Here is a 17,274-nt window from a genome sequence, read left to right on the forward strand (position 1 = left end):
TGCGCGCCGCGGCTCGACGCGGTCACGGAAACAGGCGGCAGAAGCAGCAAAACACGGAGCAGTCGTCCTCTTATGTCGACACGCCGATGCCGGAGCCCGTGCGCGTACCTCCCGGATGTGGAAAGGCGCAGGTTTCACAGTCATGCGTCGGCTGCGTCTGTGGAGCGTCATTACTGCCGTCATGTGCTGCACTTTCCTGACGGCTTTGGACAACACTGCGGTGAATGTCGCCCTGCCTCAGATCCGCGCACAGTTGAGCCTGACGGAGACCGACGTCAAATGGGTGGGGACCGCATACCCGCTGGCACTGGCCGGCTCTCTCCTGGGGGCCGGTCAGTTGACGGACAGCAAAGGGCGGCGCTGGGCCCTGCTCACCGGAGTGGCCGTGTTCACCGCGTCGTCGGCGTGCTGTGTCGTGTCGACCACCGGGGTGATGTTGGTCGTTTTCCGGGGTCTGCAGGGCATCGGCGCGGCATTCATCCTGCCGGCGTCCCTGGCATTGATGGCGCACGACCTGCCACCCAGGATCCGCACGGCCTCATTCAGTGCGACAACTGCTGCTCTGGCCTGTGCGCTGGCTTTCGGGCCCGTGCTCTCCGGTGTGGTGACGCAACACCTGGGGTGGGAATGGCTTTTCCTCATGAACATCCCCCTGGGGGCGTCCGCTTTCGTTGTCGGCGCCATGGCTGTTCCCGGCCCTTCCGGTCGTCCGAACCGCCCGGGTCTGCGCACCGCGGCCCCCGTGCCGAACCGCCAGATCGTCTTGGCCTGCATTTTTCTGACTTCCCTCGTCTACTGCCTGATCCAGGGGCCCGATCACGGATTCACCAGGCCACCCGTCGTCCTTTGCGGGGTGGCGGCCACGGCGAGCATGGCCGCATTGTGCCGGGGCAAACTCGGTCGTCATCCGGCCCTGGGACAGCTACTGAGGGAGCGCGCCTACTGTGGCGGGCTTGTCACCCAGCTCCTGTGGGGCCTGGGAGTGAGCGGCGTGTATTTCTACACCTGTCAGTTTCTGCAGAGCGGTTTACGGCTCAACCCCACACAGGCAGGCCTGGCATTCACTCCTGTCTTCTCGGCGCTCTTCCTCACAGCCCCGTTCGTCACCGCCCTGGCCAGGCGGTGGGGAGACGCGCGCACCTCGGCAACGGGTCTGCTCCTGATCGCCCTGGGGCTGCTGCTGGTCGCGCTGGGCAGTGCGCACGGCGGGCTGGCCGACCTGATTCCCGGCTTGGCGGCAGTCGGTGTGGGATCTTCGCTTGCCATCCCCCTGACCACGCGGGCGCTGGCGTCCTCGCCCCGCCATCTGTCCGGCTTCGCGGCCGGCCTCTTCGCTGCCACCCGCGAACTGTCCGGCGTGTTCGGCATCGTGCTCGTAGGCGCCGTGGTGACGTTCGTGCGGCACCTGTGCTTGGCCCAGCAAATCTCCCACGCCGAAGCCTCGTTGGCCGGGTATCAAGCCGGGCTGTGCATCGCGGCGACACTCGTCGGCGTGGGAGCCCCCGTCGCCCTCTGGGCGCTGCGCCGCCCTCACGAAGAAGGGGCGAGCGCCCGCTGAGGGGGCGCGGGTCGTCGCCGGGCTCCGACGCGACACGAACTGCCGCCGAACGAGTCAATTTTATGATGATCGACAGGACCTGACGGGGCTTTGCCGTCATGCCATGCAACGATGCGCTCCGAGGCCTCCGTGGTAAAGGGAAATCCAGCCCGCGCGACCGCGCAATGGGGGCTCTCGTTTCGTCGGTCACTTTCCGAGGCGGTCCTCCAGCCCATGCCATGCCATTTCAAGAAGAGGGTCGGCCGAGCAAAGCCGATCAGCTGTTCCATCCTTGAATTGCTGATCCTTGTCACGTTGCCGTTCGTCGCCGGGCCCACCGCATCCGCCTCCGATCGCATGACCCCGGCGGACACTGAGGCCCGGATCGTGGGCGTAAAGAGACTTGATGCCCGGATTCTGGATCTGACCGTACGGTCACCGGCCATGGGTGGCACGGTGCCTGTCCGTGTCATCCTTCCCGCGAGCTGGAGGAGCAAGCCGACGCGTACCTACCCCACGCTCTACATGCTCCACGGCGGGGAGGACGACTACACCTCCTGGACCCGTGAGACGGACGTCGAGGAGCTGGCGAAGGATTCCGAAGCGCTGATCGTGATGCCGGACGGCGGCCGCAACGGCCAGTATTCCGACTGGCACGTCGGCTGGCCCCGATGGGAGACCTTTCACACCCGCGAGCTGCCACGTCTCCTGAAACGGAAGCTCCGAGCGAATTCCACCCGAGCAGTCATCGGCCTTTCAATGGGGGGACTCGGCGCGCTGAACTACGCGGGACGGAACCCGGGCATGTTTCGCTACGCGGCCAGTTTCAGCGCAATCGTCGACCTCGATGACCCGGGGCTTCGCGCCTTCCTCTGGCTCTACAACGCCTCCCATGACAACGAGCTGATCAAGGCCTGGGGTGACCCGAAAGAGCATCCGGGCATCTGGGACTCGCACAACCCGTCCGCCATGGCGACGGCCTACCGCGGCATGAGAATCCACCTGTCCGCCGGGACTGGCGATCTGGGTCCGCTGGACGAGGGCCGGGACGTCGACTCGGTGCTCCCGTCGATGTCAGAAGGAATGCTCGCACCCAGCCAGAAGCGGTTCGCCCGGGCACTGCGCGCGGCAGGTGTGGACGTCACGACGCACGTCTACAAGCCCGGGACGCACTCCTGGCCCTACTGGAAACGCGAACTGCACCTCATCTGGCCCGCGGTGGTGCGCGAACTCAGAGCCTAGACAGGCCGTTGGAACGGCCCCGTTGATGGTTCTGGTCGCCACGGACGTCGACCGTCACCTGGCAATGGCAAGCCGCTCAAGAGCTCGGCAGGCATGTGCCACGCCGTCCTCGGCGTTCAGTGCCCGGCCCAGCCGCCGGGCGGTCTCGGCGTACCCGTTGTTCCCGGCGACGGCGCGCAGCCGTTCGGTCAGGAGCGGCACCGACAGGTGCCGGGCCGGCAGCGGCTTCGGGCCCGCGCCCAGACGGTGCACACGCTCGGCCCAGTAAGGCTGGTCTCCGAAGAAGGGGCAGACCAGGGAGGCCACTCCCGCCCGCAGCGCCGCGGCAGTGGTGCCCGCCCCTCCGTGATGAACCACCGCCGCCATGCGCGGGAACAGCCAGCCGTGGGGGACGTCCCCGACCACCAGGACGTCGTCATCACTCGTCGCAGGCTCTCCCGTGAGCACGCCGCGCAGACCGGCACGCCTGAGTGCCGCGCGCACGATGCGGTCGGTGGCCTCGCAATCACCGGTGCTCATGCTGCCGAAGCCCACGTAGACAGGCGGCGGCCCACTGTCCAGGAAGTCGAGGAGGTCCGGCGACGGCGTCCAGGACGGCTCTTCGTGGAACCAGTAGCCGGTCAGATGGACGTTCGCTCCCCAGTCGTTCGGTCGGGGTACGACAACGGGGCTGAACGCACACAGCACGGGGGCGCTACGGGCGTGCCGAAAAGGGCCGAGGGGGGACATGGGAGGAAGACCCAGCTTCTCGCGCCGCCAGGTGTTGACGGCCCCGCGGCATACCAGCCAGCAGGCCAGATCGACCGCGTAGAAGCTCAGACGATTACCGAAGGCGCCCAGGAGGCGCGCAGCGGGAAGGAGGGGATGCGGGAATTCCCCGGATGGGTGGCTCGGCTGGAAATGGATGAATGCGTACGGGACCTCCAGGTACTGACTCAAATGGAGGCCCAGCAAACCCAAACTGGGGGTCAGGATGAGGTCGGCTCCCTCAACGCCCGTCTCGACCTCTGAGAGCATGCGGGCCATCAGCGGCTGAAGAATCCGGTGGATACCGCGGATGAACCTTCCCGCGCTGCGTCCACCGGCCAGTAGTTCCTGACCCTGGGGCGATGCGATGATCTCTGCGGGATCCAGCGTGAGCGAGTGGAATTCCAGGCCCGCCTGCGTGATCAGGCCGTGATACCGGCGGCTGGCGATCACCCGCACGACATCGCCCTGCCGGTTCAGTCCTCGACCCAGCGCCAGACACGGCTGGACGTCCCCGCGGGACCCTAGGGCAAGGATCACTACGGTCCGTCCCATGTCCACCTCGTCATGTGATGAGCAAAGCGCTCCAGGATTACACCGCAGGAGCGCCGCCCTACCGGCAACCGCCGGACTGCGTGTCGCGACGAAGATCGGAACCGACCACGCGAAAAGGGCTCTCACGGGCTCTCGCCCGCGAAGACCCTTCGCACCGTCGGGACGACAGGATTTGAGCCTGCGACCCCTTGTATGGGCAGCACATCGGAACGACGGGCAGCTCAGCGCCCAACTGCCGGGCCAGCACCACCTGGTTGACGCTCGCCCCGGTCTCCCGCGCCACCTCACGCAGCACGGCCAGCCGGGCCGGCGTTCCGGGGTGGTCGTAGTCGGGCGGCAGCGGCTCGTCCGCCCGTCCGTACGCCCCGCCCAGCAGCGGTGAGTAGGCGACCAGCGTCAGCGTGGGCTCGGAGCGCAGATAGCCGAGGAGTTCGGCACCGGCGTGGCCGAGGCTGCCGTCGGGGAAGAGGTCGCTGGGCATGTCGAAGCGGGGCCGCAGACGGCTGTGCTGGTACTGGAGCACCTCGTAGCCGGGCAGCCCGGCCGCGACAGCCAGGGAACGGGCCCGCTCCACCCGCCAGATCGCCTGGTTGCTGACCCCGAGCAGACCGACGGTGCCCTCCTCGACCAGCGCGGCGAACCCCTCGACGGTCTCCTGGAGGGGAACCCTGTGATCGTCGATGTGCGCGTACAACAGGTCCAGTTTCTGCGCGCCGAACCGTTCCCGGCTGCGCTCGGCCGACTCGCGGATCACCTTCGCCGACAGGCCCTCCGCGTTGTCGGTGTAGCTGGTGCCGGGAGCGAGCGGGCGGGCGCCGAGCTTGGTGGCGATGACGACCTCGTCGCCGATGCCGAGCAGTTCCTCGCTGTGGCCGCCCTGGCTGCCGTCGGTCCAGAACGCATAGTTGTCCGAGGTGTCGATGAAGTTCCCGCCGGCCTCGACATAGCGGTCGAGAACGGCGAAGGAGGTCTGCTCGTCCGTGAGCGAGCCAACAGCATCGCGCCGAGCGCGAGCACGCTGACCTCGCGGCGCTGGTGCGGATCGGTGCCGATGGTGCGGTACTTCATAGTCGTCCCTCCCGTTCGGCCCGCTTGTCCGGGCACGAACGGGAGTCTTCAGTTTGAAGCGCACTTCAGGGTCAAGGCCTACGACGGACCCGCAGCTTCGAACCGCATGTCCAGAGGATGTGGTCGCGCAGCACGGCCATCGCCTCCATCAGCCGGTCCGGCCAGGACCGACTCGATCCGGCGCTGCTCGGCCTCCAGGACGGCGTGCCTGCCCGTGCGGCTCCCGCGGAACAACGGCTGCGATCTGCCGTTCTCGCGCCCCAAAGGGGTAGGGCCGGTCGGCCCTACCCCCTCGCCGCGACCGCGGGGACGATGGACCGATGCTCCAGAACGACGCCTTTCGCGCACTCGACCGGCAGGAGTGCCTGCGCCTGCTCGCCAAGGTGCCGGTCGGCCGCGTGGTCTACACCCGACAGGCACTGCCCACGGTCCTCCCCATCAACTTCGCCCTCGACACGGATGCCTCCGTCCTGCTGCGCACCTCACCGGACTCGAGCCTCGTCCGCGCCATCGACGGCGTCGTGGTCGCCTTCGAGGTGGACGAGTTCGAGGCGGCGACCCGGTCCGGCTGGAGTGTGGTCGTCACCGGTCCGGCCACCATGGTGACCGACCCCACCGAGCACGAGCGGCTGTCCCAAGCCGGCCCCGTTTCCTGGATGCCCCTACGGGACCCGGTGTTCGTACGGATCGAGTCCGAGATGGTCACCGGACGCGAGCTCAGGGGAACGCCCGGCACGCGGTGAGGCCCGCCCGGCCGGCAGTGGCGTACGGCCAAGACGCCCCGGTGACGGAGCACGCTCTGCGAGTCGCAGCGCGGCCGCGCCCCGAGCGCACGCAGGGGTGTCCAGGGCGGGCACTGTCCCTGAGGACAGGGGCGAGAGTGCGGGTCAGGTGGCGGAGGCGGGACCGGGTGGCAGGTGGACGGTCATGATCAGGTGGCAGGTTTTGGTGCCGCTGCCGCGGTAGGTGTGGGGGGCGTCGCCGTCGAAGGTGGCGGTCTGTCCGGCTTCGACCGGGTGCTCGATGCCGTCGACGATCAGCGTCATCTGTCCGGCGGTGACGCTGACGGTTTCGACGACGCCGGCCTGGTGGGGGTGACTGGGGTACTCCTCGCCGGGTTCCAGTTTCCAGCGCCAGACCTCGGTCGGGGCCGGGCCTGAGGTCGTCAGCATGAGCCGGGCTTCGCTGCCCTGCTCTCCGGTCCACAGCGGCATCACGGCGTCGGCGGACACGACGCGGACGCGCCCTTCGGTCCGCCCTTCCATCAGGGCGGAGACCGAGATGCCGAGGGTGTCGGCCAGCCGGACCAGGGTGGCGAAGTTCGGGTTGCCCTGCGCCTTCTCCAATGCGACCAGGGCGCCCTTGCTGACCTTGGCGCGTCGGCCGAGTTCGTCCAGGGACAGGCCGGCGCGGTTGCGGGCTGCCCTGACGTTGTGGGCGAGCGTCCGCAGGGCGGCCTCGGTCTCGGCCATCCGATCACCCTCCTCGTAAGTGGACCACTTCAATGCACCGTCCGGTCGTTTGGTTGACTATCCCCGGTCGGTCCGTTGTACGGTTTGGTCGTTCCACTGAGATAGTAAGGGATACACCGTGATCGCTCTGCTGCTGGCCCTGGGCAGTTCCCTGGCCTACGGTTGCGCCGACTTCCTCGGCGGCCTCGGCGCCCGCAAGGCGCATGTGCTGCGCACCGTGATGATCGCCGCCCCGGCCTCTCTCGCGGTCGAGCTGCTGCTGTGGCCGTTCCTCGGCGCCTCGTTCAGTGCCGAGACCCTGGGTTGGGGCGCCGCGTCCGGTGTCGCGTCGGCCGCCGCGTTCGCCCTGCTCTACCGCACCCTGGCCATCGGTCCGATGAACGTGCTCTCGCCGGTGACCGCGCTGGTGTCCGCGGTGCTGCCGGTCGGCGTGGGCCTGCTGCAGGGCGAGCACCTCGGCCTGACCGGACTGGTGGGCCTGCCGCTCGCCCTGATGGCGGTGGTACTGGTCAGCGCCGGACACGGCGCCGGAACGGCACGTCCCTCGCGCATCGCGCTGCTGCTGGCCTTCGGCGCCGGCGCCGCGATCGCCCTCCAGCTGATCTTCCTGCACCAGGCGCCGTCCGACAGCGGCGTCGGCCCGCTGATCATCGGCCGGGCCGTCTCCTCCGCCGTCACCCTGACCGCAGCCGGACTGCTGCACCGCAAGCTCGGCCCCGAGCGGCCCGCCTACGCGATGTCAGCCACCGCCGGTGTGCTGGACTCGGTGGCGAACCTGCTGTTCCTGCTCGCCGCCCGCAGCGGCGACCTCGCCGTGGTCGCCGTCATCACCGCCCTCTACCCGGCCGGCACCGTCCTGCTCGCCCGCAGCGTGCTCGCCGAACGCATCCACCGCGGCCAGCTCGTCGGCCTGGGCACCGCCGCCGTCGCCGTCAGCCTCCTCGCCCTCACCTGACGCCGGCCCGCCGCCACCCGCCGCAGCACCGACCGCACAAGGAGCAGCATGCGCCGGCAGCTTCGCCGACCGGAGCGCATCGGCCCCTGGAAGCCCTGACCCCGTCCACTGCACACAATCCACCGCGCGCAATCCACCCGCACGCACCAAGGAACGGAGCCCCCGCCCATGACCGCCCTCCGTATCGCCCCCGCCGTCGCCGACGCCTTCCCCGCCACCCTCATCGCCCTGGTCACCGCCACCGGCCTGCGCGGCCGAGAACCCTGGCCCGAGACCACCGTCGCCCTGGAGGACCTGGAGCAGCAGCTCGCCGACGGCACCTGGCAGCCCGCCGACGAGACCGATCCCCGGATCGAGGCGTGGCACACCGCCTACCGGTCCTTCGGCACCAACCCCCGCCGCATCCGCCCCAGCGTCGACGCGCTCGGCCGCCGCTTCGCGAAGAAGGGAACGCTGCCGCGCATCAACCCGGCCGTCGACTCCTACAACGCCGTCTCCGTCCGCAACGGACTGCCCGCCGGCGCCTTCGACCTGGACCACGTCACCGGCGACGTCGACATCCGCCATGCGGACGGCAGCGAGGAGTTCACCCCGCTCGGCGAACCCGACACCACCGAGAACCCCAAGCCCGGCGAGATCATCTACGCGGACACCACCGGCGTCCTGACCCGCCACTGGAACCACCGCGACGCCCACCGCACCCGCGTCACCGAAGACTCCACCCACGTCGCCTTCGTCCTCGAAACCCTCCACGCCACCCGCGACGGCCACCGCCTCAAGACGGCAGCGGATGAACTGCAGGGTCTGCTCGTCCCGCACGCCGAAAAGACCACCGTGCACTTCCTCAGCCCCGCACACCCCCATGCCACGTTCAAGCGGTGAGGTCCACCCCGTGGAGCGTGCGTCCGCCGACGAGTGACCCGCCCTACCCGTGCCTCACCTTGCCCTGTTTTCTCAGACCATGTCCGCGCCGCACCACACGGAACGCACCGTCGGTGCAACCACCGTCGTGGAGCTGCGCGGCGAGATCGACATCCTCACTCGCCACCCCTCGCGGCCCGGCTGGAGGCGCTCACCGCCGACCAGCACCCCGATCTGGTCCTGGACCTGCGCTCCATGGCCATCATCGACTGCACCGGTCTCGGGTTCTCCGGGGTTGCTGAACCTGTGGCGTGACGTTGCGGGAGACCGCCTCGTTGGGAGCCGCAGGCCGGTTCTCAGGGGGTGCGGCTCTGTGGCCGGTCGTTGCACAGGTCCCAGAGCAAGAGGTGAGAAGTGCGGGCTTTCCCAGTCCGGATGCCCTCCGGAACGCGATATTGGACGGTCCTCGATGACGGGATGGATTTGGTGCGGCCAGCGGATCACTGGCTGCGTCACCTTCGCTTCGGGCAGCACCGCGCGGAGCTGACCACGAAGGCGTACGCCGGCGACGTCGCGCTGTACCTGAGCTGGTGCAAGCGGACCAGCCGGGATTGGCGGGTGGCGGCCCGGGACCTTGGCCTGTTCATGGTGTGGTTGAAGTACACGCCGGTACAGGCCGACGGGTCGGTGGGCACCGTGGTGTCTGGGCCCGGAGCGGTGCCTGTACGTGGCGAACGGCGGATCAACCGCGTCCTGACCGGGGTGCGCGGCTTGCTGGCCCATGCAATCCGGATGGACGAGGTGCCGCCGTGGGTGCTCGGTCAGATCTACGAGCTGGCTGACACCCGGGATCTGCCGCAGGAGGCCCACATCGAGGGCGCCGGGCTGGAGTACCGCCTCAAGGCGCGTCACCGGCTGCAGGAGCCGGAGTCGCAGGTGGACCGGACCAGCGATGAAGCGGTCGTGGCGATGTTCCGAGCGTGCCGCAACGCCCGGGACCGGCTGATCGTGCTGCTTCTGGCCCGGTCGGGCTGCGCCAGGGCCAGGTGGCGGGGCTGCGCCGCGAGGACTGCCACCTGCTGATGGATTCCCGCGCGCTGGGCTGTGACGTGGAAGGCCCCCACCTTCACGTGGTGCGGCGGCAGAACCCCAACGGGGCGTGGTCGAAGTCCCGCCGCTCCTGGGTGATGCCGGTGGACTTCCTGGTCGTCCAAGCCTTCGACCAGTACGCCGCCGAACGCCACGAGCGCCTGGGCGCCGGTGGCAGCGACTTCCTGCTGGTCAACCTCTTCCGCCCGCCGCTGGGGTCGCCGGTCACGCCCGATGCGATCGGAGACCTGATCGAGGCCCTGGCCCGGCGGGCCGGCGTGGATGAGCATGTGGCGCCGCACCGAATGCGCCACGGCTTCGCCAGTAACGTCGCGGACGCCGAGGGCACACTCGATGAGATCCAGAATCTGCTGGGGCAGTCGCAGCCGGCATCGGCCCAGCCGTATCTGCACCCCTCCCCCGGGCGCTTGCGCGCCGCGATCGAGCGGGTGCCCACGCCGCGCGAGCTGGTCGACGAGGTGCGCCGATGACGATCAGCCTGCCGACGCCGATGGCCCCCGAGACCGCCGAGTCCGACACGATCGCCGCGGATCTGCAGGCGGCTGTCGATCCGGACTTCCTGGCGTTGCTGGGCTGGGACCCCCAGATGCGGCTGCTGCACTTTCCGCACGACCACCCCTACCTGGGCGTGAAGGCCTGCATCGTCCCTGACTGCTACCGCGCCAGCACCTACGCCTGCGGGCTGTGCTCCGGCTGCCGAAGCCGCTGGAAGCGGCAATGGCAGCACCTCAGCCCCGAGGAGTTCACCGTGTCGCCGGCGGCCCGGGCCGGTCGGTATCTGGGCATCGCGCGGTGTGTGATCTCCGACTGTCCGAGGCCGTGGAAGACGGCGCAGATCCGATTGTGCTCGGCACACGAGTACCAGCGGACGGTCACGCTGAAGCTGACGATGGAGGAATTCCTCCTCCACCCCGACGTGAAGGCTCTGCCGTCGTACGGCCTGTGCCAGATCGCGGCGTGCGTTCGGCAGAGGCCGGGGAAGACCTCGCCCTACTGCGAGGCACACAAGTGTCGGCTCCGTGAGCTTCGCCGACGTGTCGAGGACTTCGACGAAGCCCACTGGCGGCGCACGGCGACCCCGATCGACGAAGGCAACGAGACCCGGGGCGCAGACGTCTGGACGACCGCAAGGTGCTGTCGGGCATCCTGTTCGTGCTCTACACCGGCATTCCATGGGAGTTCCTGCCGCAGGAACTGGGCTTCGGCTCCGGCATGACCTGCTGGCGGCGCCTACGTGACTGGAACGAGGCCGGAGTCTGGCAGCGGTTGCACGAGTCGCTGCTGGCCGAACTGCACGCCGCCGGCGCTCCGGACTGGTCGAGGGCGGTGATCGACGGCTCCCACGTAGGGGCCATGAAAGGCGGCCCAAAACCGGACCGAGCCCGGTCGACCGTGCCCGAACAGGCTCCAAGCACCATCTGATCACCGAAGCGCACGGCATCCCGCTGGCCGCGTCGCTGACCGGCGGCAACCGCAACGACGTCACCCAGCTCATGCCGCTGATCGAGGCCGTCCCGCCGGTGCGCGGCCGGCGCGGACGGCCCCGCCGACGCCCCGACGCGCTCTACGCCGACCGAGGCTACGACCATGACAAGTACCGCAAGCAGGTCCGGGCAGTGGGAATCACCCCCGTCATCGCCCGCCGCGGCACCGAACACGGGTCAGGACTGGGCGTGCACCGGTGGGTGGTCGAGCAGAGCTTCGCGCTGCTGCACTGGTTCCGCCGCCTGCGTACCCGCTGGGAGATCCGCGACGACATCCACGAAGCGTTCCTCAGCCTGGCGTGCAGCATCATCTGCTGGCGACGGCTGACAACAGTTCAGCGCCGCCACTCGTAGGCGCCGGGGAGGTCTCCACAACCTTCTGGGGCCAGGAAACCCGGACACGCTGCAGCCGTTCATAGTGATCATCAGCCCATCCATCGGCCAGGCGCAGCGGGCCCCGCACCGATGTCCCCGATCCCACTGCGTCCGTCACCACAACCAAGGCAACCCCACTCTGGCCAGACGGTTCGAATCGGATCTCGGGGTTGCGCCCGTCGTCCATCCAGACGACATCCCGCCCGGCGGCCAGCGCGCCCAGGGCCTGAGCCCAGCCATCCAAGTCATCCGGGGCCAGACACACTTCCAGACGTCCCTGGGCGAACCCACTCGTGACGACAATCTCCGCATCCAGGAAGTCGTGCCAGGGCAACACCCCGGGCATGGTGCGGCCCAGAACCCGAACCCCAAGACTGCTCTCCCCCTCGCCCAGGCGGATGAGATCCACAGTGGTGCCCTCGGCCATCCCCGCTCCCCACGCTTGCATCGACTGCCGTCATGATGCACGCGCATCAACACTCGGCCTATACGGGGGCATTGCGTTAGGAGTTCTTAGGGCTTGCCGGGAATCAACACGTTGGTTTGATCTTGGTTTCGTCCGGGTCGAGGAATCTGGCGATGTCTTCCGGCGTGCGGAAACGGGCTGTTGAGGCGGGGATGTAGACGGCGTGGGCTTCCAGGAGCGGGCGGATGTCTTTCACTGCACGGCTGATGGTCATGGCGGTGGTGTTGAAGAGCTGGCCGAGAAGCTCCTGAAGAGAGTGTTTTCGGTCGATAACCTGTGCAGCCTTGTAGGCGGCTGAGTGATCAAGGTGAGGCGGTGCGGAAGGTGGGTGTCTGGGCGGTTGTCGACGAGGCTGACCGAGTTCAGTGGGAGATGCTCCCTGGTGAGTGCGTTGGGCCGCTGCGCTTCGGGATGTCGCATGACGAAACGGCCGCAGCAGTCGCAGACGTATTGAGCCCTCTCTCCACTCGTGGCGGCTATGGCAGCCCTGTGGCGAGTTCGGAGTTCTTTCTCATCGGAGCATCAAGCGGGCCGGCTGTGACGGCCTACTACGACGCCGGCCGCCTGGCTTGCGTAGCCGTCAGCGCACTTCGCGGTCCACAAGTCACCTTGGACGGGCTGCGGCTCGTCGCCCGCGTCCCGTCCGAGCTGGAAGACGCCTTCGCCGAGTACACGTCTACGAACGGCCACGATCTGCGGTACTCCCAGCATGCGGACCCAGGTTCCGAGACCCTCGGAGTCGTCCTCCGCGCCCAGCGCGCCGGAGACGTTGTCCTGAGCAGGCCGGTGTTGGTCACCTCCACCTGGGCCGAGCGCTGCTGTGATGTCACCGAAGGCCGCATCCCCACTGAGGAGTGGCGGGACCGCGCCTGGTGATGGGGCTGCTATCGGCTGGGGGGGTAGCTCCTTTGGAGAGACAGTCCCACCAGCATGCCGACGCGTCCGTCGCCTGGGGTGGTGCGGAACTCGGGCAGATCAGACACAGATCCAGCAGTACAGCCGTTCCCCGCGCCGCTGAGCCCCGCGGGCGAGTTCCGCCAACTGGTGCAGTAGGCCGCCGAGGACGTCGGTGTCACCAGACCCCTGCTCTTCGACCCAACGCCGCGCCGCCGCAGTCAATTCAGCGGCCTCCACCCTCGCAAGGACGCCTTGCAGCTCATCGCTGATGGTGAGCACCAGACGCTCGCCTCCGTCGCGTTCGGCGACGGCGTGCGAGGTCCGAGGCCGTGCCAGGAACTCGTCGAAGTCGACCCCGGTCAAGATCCTCTCGATCGCTCCGAGATCGGTCGTCGAGTCGAACCCCTTGGTGGCCACGACGTGGAACCCCGTCTCGGCCAGCCGAAGCTGCGGCCTGAGGAACTCGCGAAGGCCGTCGCGCCCGTAACGCCGCACGATCTCCGGGACGGGCATTGGCAGCTTCGCCCCCGCACCATCCGGCCCGCCGGGCAAGTCAATGGTCGTGGCGGCCGACTCGTCCGATGCCGCGGAGAAGTAGTCATACATCACACCCACAGGCGAGATCATGCCAGGGAGTGACGCGGCACCCGCCAGGTCCTTCCAAAGGAGCCGCACCCATCGGCTTGGCGGGTGCCTGATCTCTTGCGACGTACCTCTGGCCTGTCGTCTTGCGCCACAGGTGTTGCGCTCGGTACCTTGCCGCCTCATAGCCACTGAGCTGCGAGGACTTCTTGGAGAGTCCGCCTCAGGTTCGGCGACCTCCAGAGAACTGGAGTCCTGTGCCGGGCACGGAACCGAGTCGGGGCCCGGGACGGCCGGTTGCGGCTGGTCACCGACAGCATGCGCTTCCGGCGGATCCTTCGCATCGTCCGCCTGTCGGGTGTCTTCGAGCTGCACCCCACCCTGCGTGCGGCCCTGGTCCGTACGCTGCAGGCCGTCTCCGTACCTGCCGTCGCGGGATGATGACCGGGCGGACAGGCTGGCGACTACGTTGAAGTCATCGACGTGGGTCATCGGGCGATGGAGGCGGCATGGCCGGCAAGAAGGTGGAGAAGGTGCCGCGCAAGGCATACGAACAGGAATTGCTGCGCCTGCAGACGGAGCTGGTGAAACTACAGGAGTGGGTGCGTGTCGAGGGCGCCCGGCTGGTCGTGATCTTCGAGGGCAGGGACGCGGCCGGCAAGGGCGGCACCATCAAGCGGGTCGCCGAACACCTCAACCCGCGTGTCGCGCGCATCGCGGCGCTGCCCAAGCCGACCGAGCGCGAGCGCAGCCAGTGGTACTTCCAGCGCTACGTCGTGCATCTGCCGGCCGCCGGGGAGATCGTGCTGTTCGACCGGTCCTGGTACAACCGGGCCGGCGTCGAGCACGTGATGGGCTTCTGTACGAAGGAGGAGCACCAGCTCTTCCTGCGGCAATGCCCGATCTTCGAGCGGATGCTGGTGGAGGACGGGATCCTGCTGCGCAAGTACTGGTTCTCGGTGAGCGACACCGAGCAGCAGGAGCGCTTCCGGCGCCGGCTGGAGGATCCCCTGCGGCGCTGGAAGCTGTCCCCGATGGACCTGGAGTCGATCACCCGCTGGGAGGCGTACTCCCGGGCCAAGGACGAGATGATGGTGCACACCGACATCGCCGAGGCACCCTGGCACGTCGTCGAGAGCGACGACAAGCGCCGGGCCCGGCTGAACATGATCGCCCACCTGCTGGACTCCGTGCCGTACCACGAGGTGCCGCCGCCGGTGCTGGAGCTGCCGGAGCGGCCTGCGTCGACCGGCTACGAGCGCCCGCCGCGCGATCTGCAGACCTACGTCCCCGATCACGCGGCGAGCCTCTGACCGAGTGCTTCAGTCGTGGGCGACGACGGCGACGAGGAACAGTCAGCTGCCGTCCGGCAGCGACAGGGGGACGTCGAGGCGCTGCGCGAGGTCGTCGTACGTGATGCCGAAGGTCTCGAGCACGGTCACGCCCCGGGGACCGACGCGGAACGTCGCGAACTCGGTGTAGACGGTGTCGACGCACCCGAGTCCGGTGAGCGGGTAGGTGCACCGAGGCACCAGCTTCGGTGTGCCGTCCTTGGCGAAGAGCGTCATCATCACGAACACCCTCTTGGCGCCGATGGCGAGGTCCATCGCGCCTCCGACGGCCGGGATGGCGTCGGCCGCGCCGGTGTGCCAGTTGGCCAGGTCGCCGGCCGCGGACACCTGGAAGGCGCCGAGTACGCAGACGTCGAGATGTCCGCCGCGCATCATCGCGAAGGAGTCGGCGTGGTGGAAGTAGGCGGCCCCGGGGAGTTCGGTGACCGGAATCTTCCCCGCGTTGGTGAGATCGGGGTCGACCTGCCCCTCCTGGGCTGCCGGGCCCATGTTGAGCATGCCGTTCTCGGTGTGCAGCACCACGCCCGACCCCGCAGGCAGGTGGTCGGCGACCAGCGTCGGCTGGCCTATGCCCAGGTTGACGTAGGAACCGTGCGGGATGTCGCGCGCCACCCGGGCGGCCATCTCGTGCTTGGTCAGTGGCCCCCGGTCGAGGTTCTCCACGAAGGCGTTCGTCGGGTTCATGCGGCCGGCACCACCTGTACGACGCGGTCGACGTAGATGCCCGGCGTGACGACTGCCTCCGGATCGAGGTCACCGGTCTCGACGATCTCGCGCACCTGTGCCACGACCGTGGTCGCGGCGGTGGCCATGACCGGCCCGAAGTTCCGAGCGGTCTTGCGGTAGACGAGGTTGCCCATCCGGTCGGCCCGGTGGGCGCCGATCAGCGCGACATCGCCCTTGATGGGGTACTCCAGGAGGTAGGTACGGCCCGCTATCTCGCGGGTCTCCTTGCCTTCGGCGAGCGGCGTGCCGACGCCCGTGGGCGAGTAGAACGCGCCGATGCCGGCCCCGGCCGCGCGCAGCCGCTCGGCGAGGGTGCCCTGAGGAACCACTTCCAACTCGATCCGTCCCTCGCGGTAGAGCCGGTCGAAGACCCACGAGTCGGACTGGCGGGGGAAGGAGCACACGATCCTGCGCACTCGTCCCTTGGCCAGCAGCGCCGCCAGCCCCGTGTCGCCGTTGCCGGCGTTGTTCGACACCACGGTCAGATCGGTCGCGCCCTGCCGGATGAGCGCGTCGATCAGTTCGACCGGCATACCGGCCATGCCGAACCCGCCGACCAGCACGGTCGACCCGTCCTCGATCCCGGCGACGGCGTCATCGGCATGCGCGTACAGCTCAACGCTCATGCCACACTCTCCAGGACCACGGCCAGCGCCTGCCCGACACCGATGCAGACCGCGGCGACACCCCACCGCTCCCCCGACTCACGCAGTCGCGCGGCCAGCGTGCCGAGGATGCGGCCGCCGGAGGCGCCGAGCGGGTGGCCGATCGCGATCGCACCGCCCTTCGTGTTCACGATCGCCGGATCGATCTTCCAGGCATCCACGCAGGCCAGCGACTGCACGGCGAAGGCCTCGTTGAGTTCGACCGCCGACACGTCCGACCAGGAGATCCCCGCCCGGCTCAGTGCACGCTCGGCCGCCTCGACCGGCGCGAACCCGAACATCTGCGGCTCCAGCGCCGACACCCCGCGGCCGGCGATCCGCGCCAGTGGCGCGTGGCCGATGTGCGAGGCCGCGTCCTCGGAGCCGATCAGCACGGCGGACGCACCGTCGTTCAGCGGAGAGGCGTTCCCGGCCGTGATGACGCCGTCGGGGCGGAACGACGGTTTGAGGCCTGCCAGCTTCTGCGGCGTGGATCCGGGCCGGATCCCCTCGTCACGAGCGAGCCGGATCTCGCCGTCCACCACGACCGGCACGACGAGCTCGTCGTAGAACCCGGAGTTCCAGGCGTCGTCCGCGAGGTTGTGCGAGCGGGCCGCGAACTCGTCCTGCCGTTCCCGGGGGATGGCGAACCTCTCGGCCAGCTGCTCGTTCGCCTCCCCCAGCGAGACCGTCCACTCCTTCGGCATGCGATCGTTGACCAGCCGCCACCCCAGGGTGGTCGACACGGCGGTCACATGGCCGGCGGGGAAAGCGCGTGACGGCTTGGGCAGCACCCACGGGGCGCGAGTCATCGACTCCACACCACCGGTGAGGACGATGTCGGCGTCGCCGGTCTCGACGGCACGGGAGCCGATGATCGCCGCGTCGAGGGAGGAGCCGCAGAGCCGGTTGACGGTCGTGGCCGGCACCGAGGTCGGCAGCCCCGCCAGGAGGACGGCCATCCGGCCGACGTTGCGGTTGTCCTCGCCCGCGCCGTTGGCGTTGCCCCAGACCACGTCTGAGATCAGGGCGGGGTCGAGTGACGGAGTCTTGGCCAGGACTCCTGAGACAGCGATGGCGGCAAGGTCATCGGGCCGGACGTCGGCGAGGGCACCGCCGAACCGTCCGAAGGGCGTTCGCACTGCGGCGTAAACGAAGCTGGCAACCATGGGACTCAACGTAGATTCCGGGACTGATCTCG

Annotated in this window: 18 protein-coding genes and 2 pseudogenes; 11 read left to right on the forward strand and 9 right to left on the reverse strand. The window is 68.7% G+C overall.

The genetic code is table 11. From position 1 onward, the window contains the following. Window positions 1–142 precede the first annotated feature (142 nt). Window positions 143–1,558, forward strand: coding sequence for an MFS transporter (locus ACKTSN_RS06005; protein ID WP_409468124.1), 1,416 nt, complete (start codon window positions 143–145; stop codon window positions 1,556–1,558). A 111-nt stretch (window positions 1,559–1,669) separates the two neighbouring features. Further along, window positions 1,670–2,779 carry an alpha/beta hydrolase gene (locus ACKTSN_RS06010; RefSeq protein WP_409468125.1) on the forward strand — a complete coding sequence of 370 codons (1,110 nt, stop codon included), beginning with the start codon at window positions 1,670–1,672 and terminating at the stop codon, window positions 2,777–2,779. Between the two features lie 54 nt (window positions 2,780–2,833). Here the strand turns inward: ACKTSN_RS06010 and ACKTSN_RS06015 are convergent, their stop codons facing one another. After that, window positions 2,834–4,081 (reverse strand): glycosyltransferase, encoded by a 1,248-nt coding sequence (locus tag ACKTSN_RS06015; RefSeq protein WP_409468126.1) that lies wholly within the window; start codon window positions 4,079–4,081, stop codon window positions 2,834–2,836. 202 nt (window positions 4,082–4,283) lie between these two features. Continuing rightward, window positions 4,284–5,149: pseudogene (locus ACKTSN_RS06020) on the reverse strand (aldo/keto reductase); the annotation flags it as partial. Window positions 5,150–5,469: 320 nt separating this feature from the next. Between ACKTSN_RS06020 and ACKTSN_RS06025 the strand changes: the two are divergent. Then, window positions 5,470–5,892 carry a pyridoxamine 5'-phosphate oxidase family protein gene (locus ACKTSN_RS06025; protein WP_409468127.1) on the forward strand — a complete coding sequence of 141 codons (423 nt, stop codon included), beginning with the start codon at window positions 5,470–5,472 and terminating at the stop codon, window positions 5,890–5,892. A 144-nt stretch (window positions 5,893–6,036) separates the two neighbouring features. On the opposite strand, the gene ACKTSN_RS06030 is transcribed toward ACKTSN_RS06025, so the two are convergent. Beyond that, on the reverse strand, window positions 6,037–6,621 hold the full coding sequence (locus ACKTSN_RS06030) for a helix-turn-helix domain-containing protein (RefSeq protein WP_409468128.1): 585 nt from the start codon (window positions 6,619–6,621) through the stop codon (window positions 6,037–6,039). 118 nt (window positions 6,622–6,739) lie between these two features. Between ACKTSN_RS06030 and ACKTSN_RS06035 the strand changes: the two genes are divergently transcribed. The 5 genes from ACKTSN_RS06035 to ACKTSN_RS06055 all read left to right on the forward strand — a co-directional run bounded on the left by ACKTSN_RS06035 (window position 6,740) and on the right by ACKTSN_RS06055 (window position 11,385). Then, complete coding sequence (locus tag ACKTSN_RS06035; RefSeq protein WP_409468129.1) at window positions 6,740–7,576, forward strand: EamA family transporter; 837 nt, start codon at window positions 6,740–6,742, stop codon at window positions 7,574–7,576. A gap of 168 nt (window positions 7,577–7,744) precedes the next feature. Further along, window positions 7,745–8,458, forward strand: coding sequence for a B3/B4 domain-containing protein (locus tag ACKTSN_RS06040; protein WP_409468130.1), 714 nt, complete (start codon window positions 7,745–7,747; stop codon window positions 8,456–8,458). A gap of 465 nt (window positions 8,459–8,923) precedes the next feature. Then, the gene (locus tag ACKTSN_RS06045; RefSeq protein WP_409468131.1) at window positions 8,924–9,520 is read left to right on the forward strand and encodes a hypothetical protein; all 597 of its coding nucleotides are present in this window, start codon (window positions 8,924–8,926) and stop codon (window positions 9,518–9,520) included. Beyond that, window positions 9,520–10,017, forward strand: a complete 498-nt coding sequence (locus ACKTSN_RS06050) for a tyrosine-type recombinase/integrase (protein ID WP_409468132.1) — start codon at window positions 9,520–9,522, stop codon at window positions 10,015–10,017. The genes ACKTSN_RS06045 and ACKTSN_RS06050 overlap by 1 nt, the downstream gene beginning before the upstream one ends. Window positions 10,018–10,606: 589 nt before the next feature. Further along, a protein-coding gene (locus ACKTSN_RS06055; protein ID WP_409474750.1) for an IS5 family transposase occupies window positions 10,607–11,385 on the forward strand; the annotation gives its coding sequence in 2 pieces (ribosomal slippage) (window positions 10,607–10,913 and window positions 10,913–11,385; 780 coding nt in all). On the opposite strand, the gene ACKTSN_RS06060 is transcribed toward ACKTSN_RS06055, so the two are convergent. Both ACKTSN_RS06060 and ACKTSN_RS06065 read right to left on the reverse strand, forming a co-directional pair. Further along, window positions 11,339–11,833: a DUF5959 family protein gene (locus ACKTSN_RS06060; protein WP_409468133.1), complete on the reverse strand. Its 495-nt coding sequence runs from the start codon at window positions 11,831–11,833 to the stop codon at window positions 11,339–11,341. The genes ACKTSN_RS06055 and ACKTSN_RS06060 overlap by 47 nt on opposite strands. A 103-nt stretch (window positions 11,834–11,936) precedes the next feature. Next, a pseudogene (locus ACKTSN_RS06065) lies at window positions 11,937–12,119 on the reverse strand (ISAzo13 family transposase); the annotation flags it as partial. Between the two features lie 362 nt (window positions 12,120–12,481). Here ACKTSN_RS06065 and ACKTSN_RS06070 point away from each other — a divergent pair. Next, window positions 12,482–12,748 carry a hypothetical protein gene (locus tag ACKTSN_RS06070; protein ID WP_409468135.1) on the forward strand — a complete coding sequence of 89 codons (267 nt, stop codon included), beginning with the start codon at window positions 12,482–12,484 and terminating at the stop codon, window positions 12,746–12,748. Between the two features lie 99 nt (window positions 12,749–12,847). Here the strand turns inward: ACKTSN_RS06070 and ACKTSN_RS06075 are convergent, their stop codons facing one another. Then, window positions 12,848–13,384, reverse strand: coding sequence for a hypothetical protein (locus ACKTSN_RS06075; RefSeq protein ID WP_409468136.1), 537 nt, complete (start codon window positions 13,382–13,384; stop codon window positions 12,848–12,850). A 264-nt stretch (window positions 13,385–13,648) separates the two neighbouring features. Between ACKTSN_RS06075 and ACKTSN_RS06080 the strand changes: the two genes are divergently transcribed. Together ACKTSN_RS06080 and ppk2 are read left to right on the forward strand one after the other, a co-directional pair. Beyond that, window positions 13,649–13,792 (forward strand): hypothetical protein, encoded by a 144-nt coding sequence (locus ACKTSN_RS06080; RefSeq protein ID WP_409468137.1) that lies wholly within the window; start codon window positions 13,649–13,651, stop codon window positions 13,790–13,792. A 68-nt stretch (window positions 13,793–13,860) separates the two neighbouring features. Next, window positions 13,861–14,664, forward strand: coding sequence for a polyphosphate kinase 2 (ppk2, locus tag ACKTSN_RS06085; protein ID WP_409468138.1), 804 nt, complete (start codon window positions 13,861–13,863; stop codon window positions 14,662–14,664). Between the two features lie 42 nt (window positions 14,665–14,706). On the opposite strand, the gene ACKTSN_RS06090 is transcribed toward ppk2, so the two are convergent. Genes ACKTSN_RS06090 through ACKTSN_RS06100 form a run of 3 tightly spaced genes read right to left on the reverse strand, consistent with a single transcriptional unit; the run spans window position 14,707 to window position 17,242 of the window. Then, on the reverse strand, window positions 14,707–15,387 hold the full coding sequence (locus tag ACKTSN_RS06090; protein ID WP_409468139.1) for a 3-oxoacid CoA-transferase subunit B: 681 nt from the start codon (window positions 15,385–15,387) through the stop codon (window positions 14,707–14,709). Further along, window positions 15,384–16,055, reverse strand: a complete 672-nt coding sequence (locus ACKTSN_RS06095) for a 3-oxoacid CoA-transferase subunit A (RefSeq protein ID WP_224734868.1) — start codon at window positions 16,053–16,055, stop codon at window positions 15,384–15,386. The genes ACKTSN_RS06090 and ACKTSN_RS06095 overlap by 4 nt, the downstream gene beginning before the upstream one ends. Continuing rightward, a complete protein-coding gene (locus ACKTSN_RS06100; protein ID WP_409468140.1) occupies window positions 16,052–17,242 on the reverse strand; it encodes a thiolase family protein in 1,191 nt (396 codons plus the stop codon). The genes ACKTSN_RS06095 and ACKTSN_RS06100 overlap by 4 nt, the downstream gene beginning before the upstream one ends. Window positions 17,243–17,274: the final 32 nt, after the last annotated feature.

The sequence above is a fragment of the Streptomyces flavusporus genome (assembly GCF_046267975.1).
Classification (GTDB): domain Bacteria; phylum Actinomycetota; class Actinomycetes; order Streptomycetales; family Streptomycetaceae; genus Streptomyces; species Streptomyces flavusporus.

What these genes read in the sequence shown, in the direction of transcription:
- ACKTSN_RS06005 (WP_409468124.1), top strand. Translation starts at nt 143, where the DNA reads ATGCGTCGGCTGCGTCTGTGGAGCGTCATTACTGCCGTCATGTGCTGC.
- ACKTSN_RS06010 (WP_409468125.1), top strand. Translation starts at nt 1,670, where the DNA reads ATGCGCTCCGAGGCCTCCGTGGTAAAGGGAAATCCAGCCCGCGCGACC.
- ACKTSN_RS06015 (WP_409468126.1), bottom strand. Translation starts at nt 4,081, where the DNA reads ATGGGACGGACCGTAGTGATCCTTGCCCTAGGGTCCCGCGGGGACGTC.
- ACKTSN_RS06025 (WP_409468127.1), top strand. Translation starts at nt 5,470, where the DNA reads ATGCTCCAGAACGACGCCTTTCGCGCACTCGACCGGCAGGAGTGCCTG.
- ACKTSN_RS06030 (WP_409468128.1), bottom strand. Translation starts at nt 6,621, where the DNA reads ATGGCCGAGACCGAGGCCGCCCTGCGGACGCTCGCCCACAACGTCAGG.
- ACKTSN_RS06040 (WP_409468130.1), top strand. Translation starts at nt 7,745, where the DNA reads ATGACCGCCCTCCGTATCGCCCCCGCCGTCGCCGACGCCTTCCCCGCC.
- ACKTSN_RS06050 (WP_409468132.1), top strand. Translation starts at nt 9,520, where the DNA reads ATGGATTCCCGCGCGCTGGGCTGTGACGTGGAAGGCCCCCACCTTCAC.
- ACKTSN_RS06060 (WP_409468133.1), bottom strand. Translation starts at nt 11,833, where the DNA reads ATGGCCGAGGGCACCACTGTGGATCTCATCCGCCTGGGCGAGGGGGAG.
- ppk2 (WP_409468138.1), top strand. Translation starts at nt 13,861, where the DNA reads ATGGCCGGCAAGAAGGTGGAGAAGGTGCCGCGCAAGGCATACGAACAG.
- ACKTSN_RS06090 (WP_409468139.1), bottom strand. Translation starts at nt 15,387, where the DNA reads ATGAACCCGACGAACGCCTTCGTGGAGAACCTCGACCGGGGGCCACTG.
- ACKTSN_RS06095 (WP_224734868.1), bottom strand. Translation starts at nt 16,055, where the DNA reads ATGAGCGTTGAGCTGTACGCGCATGCCGATGACGCCGTCGCCGGGATC.
- ACKTSN_RS06100 (WP_409468140.1), bottom strand. Translation starts at nt 17,242, where the DNA reads ATGGTTGCCAGCTTCGTTTACGCCGCAGTGCGAACGCCCTTCGGACGG.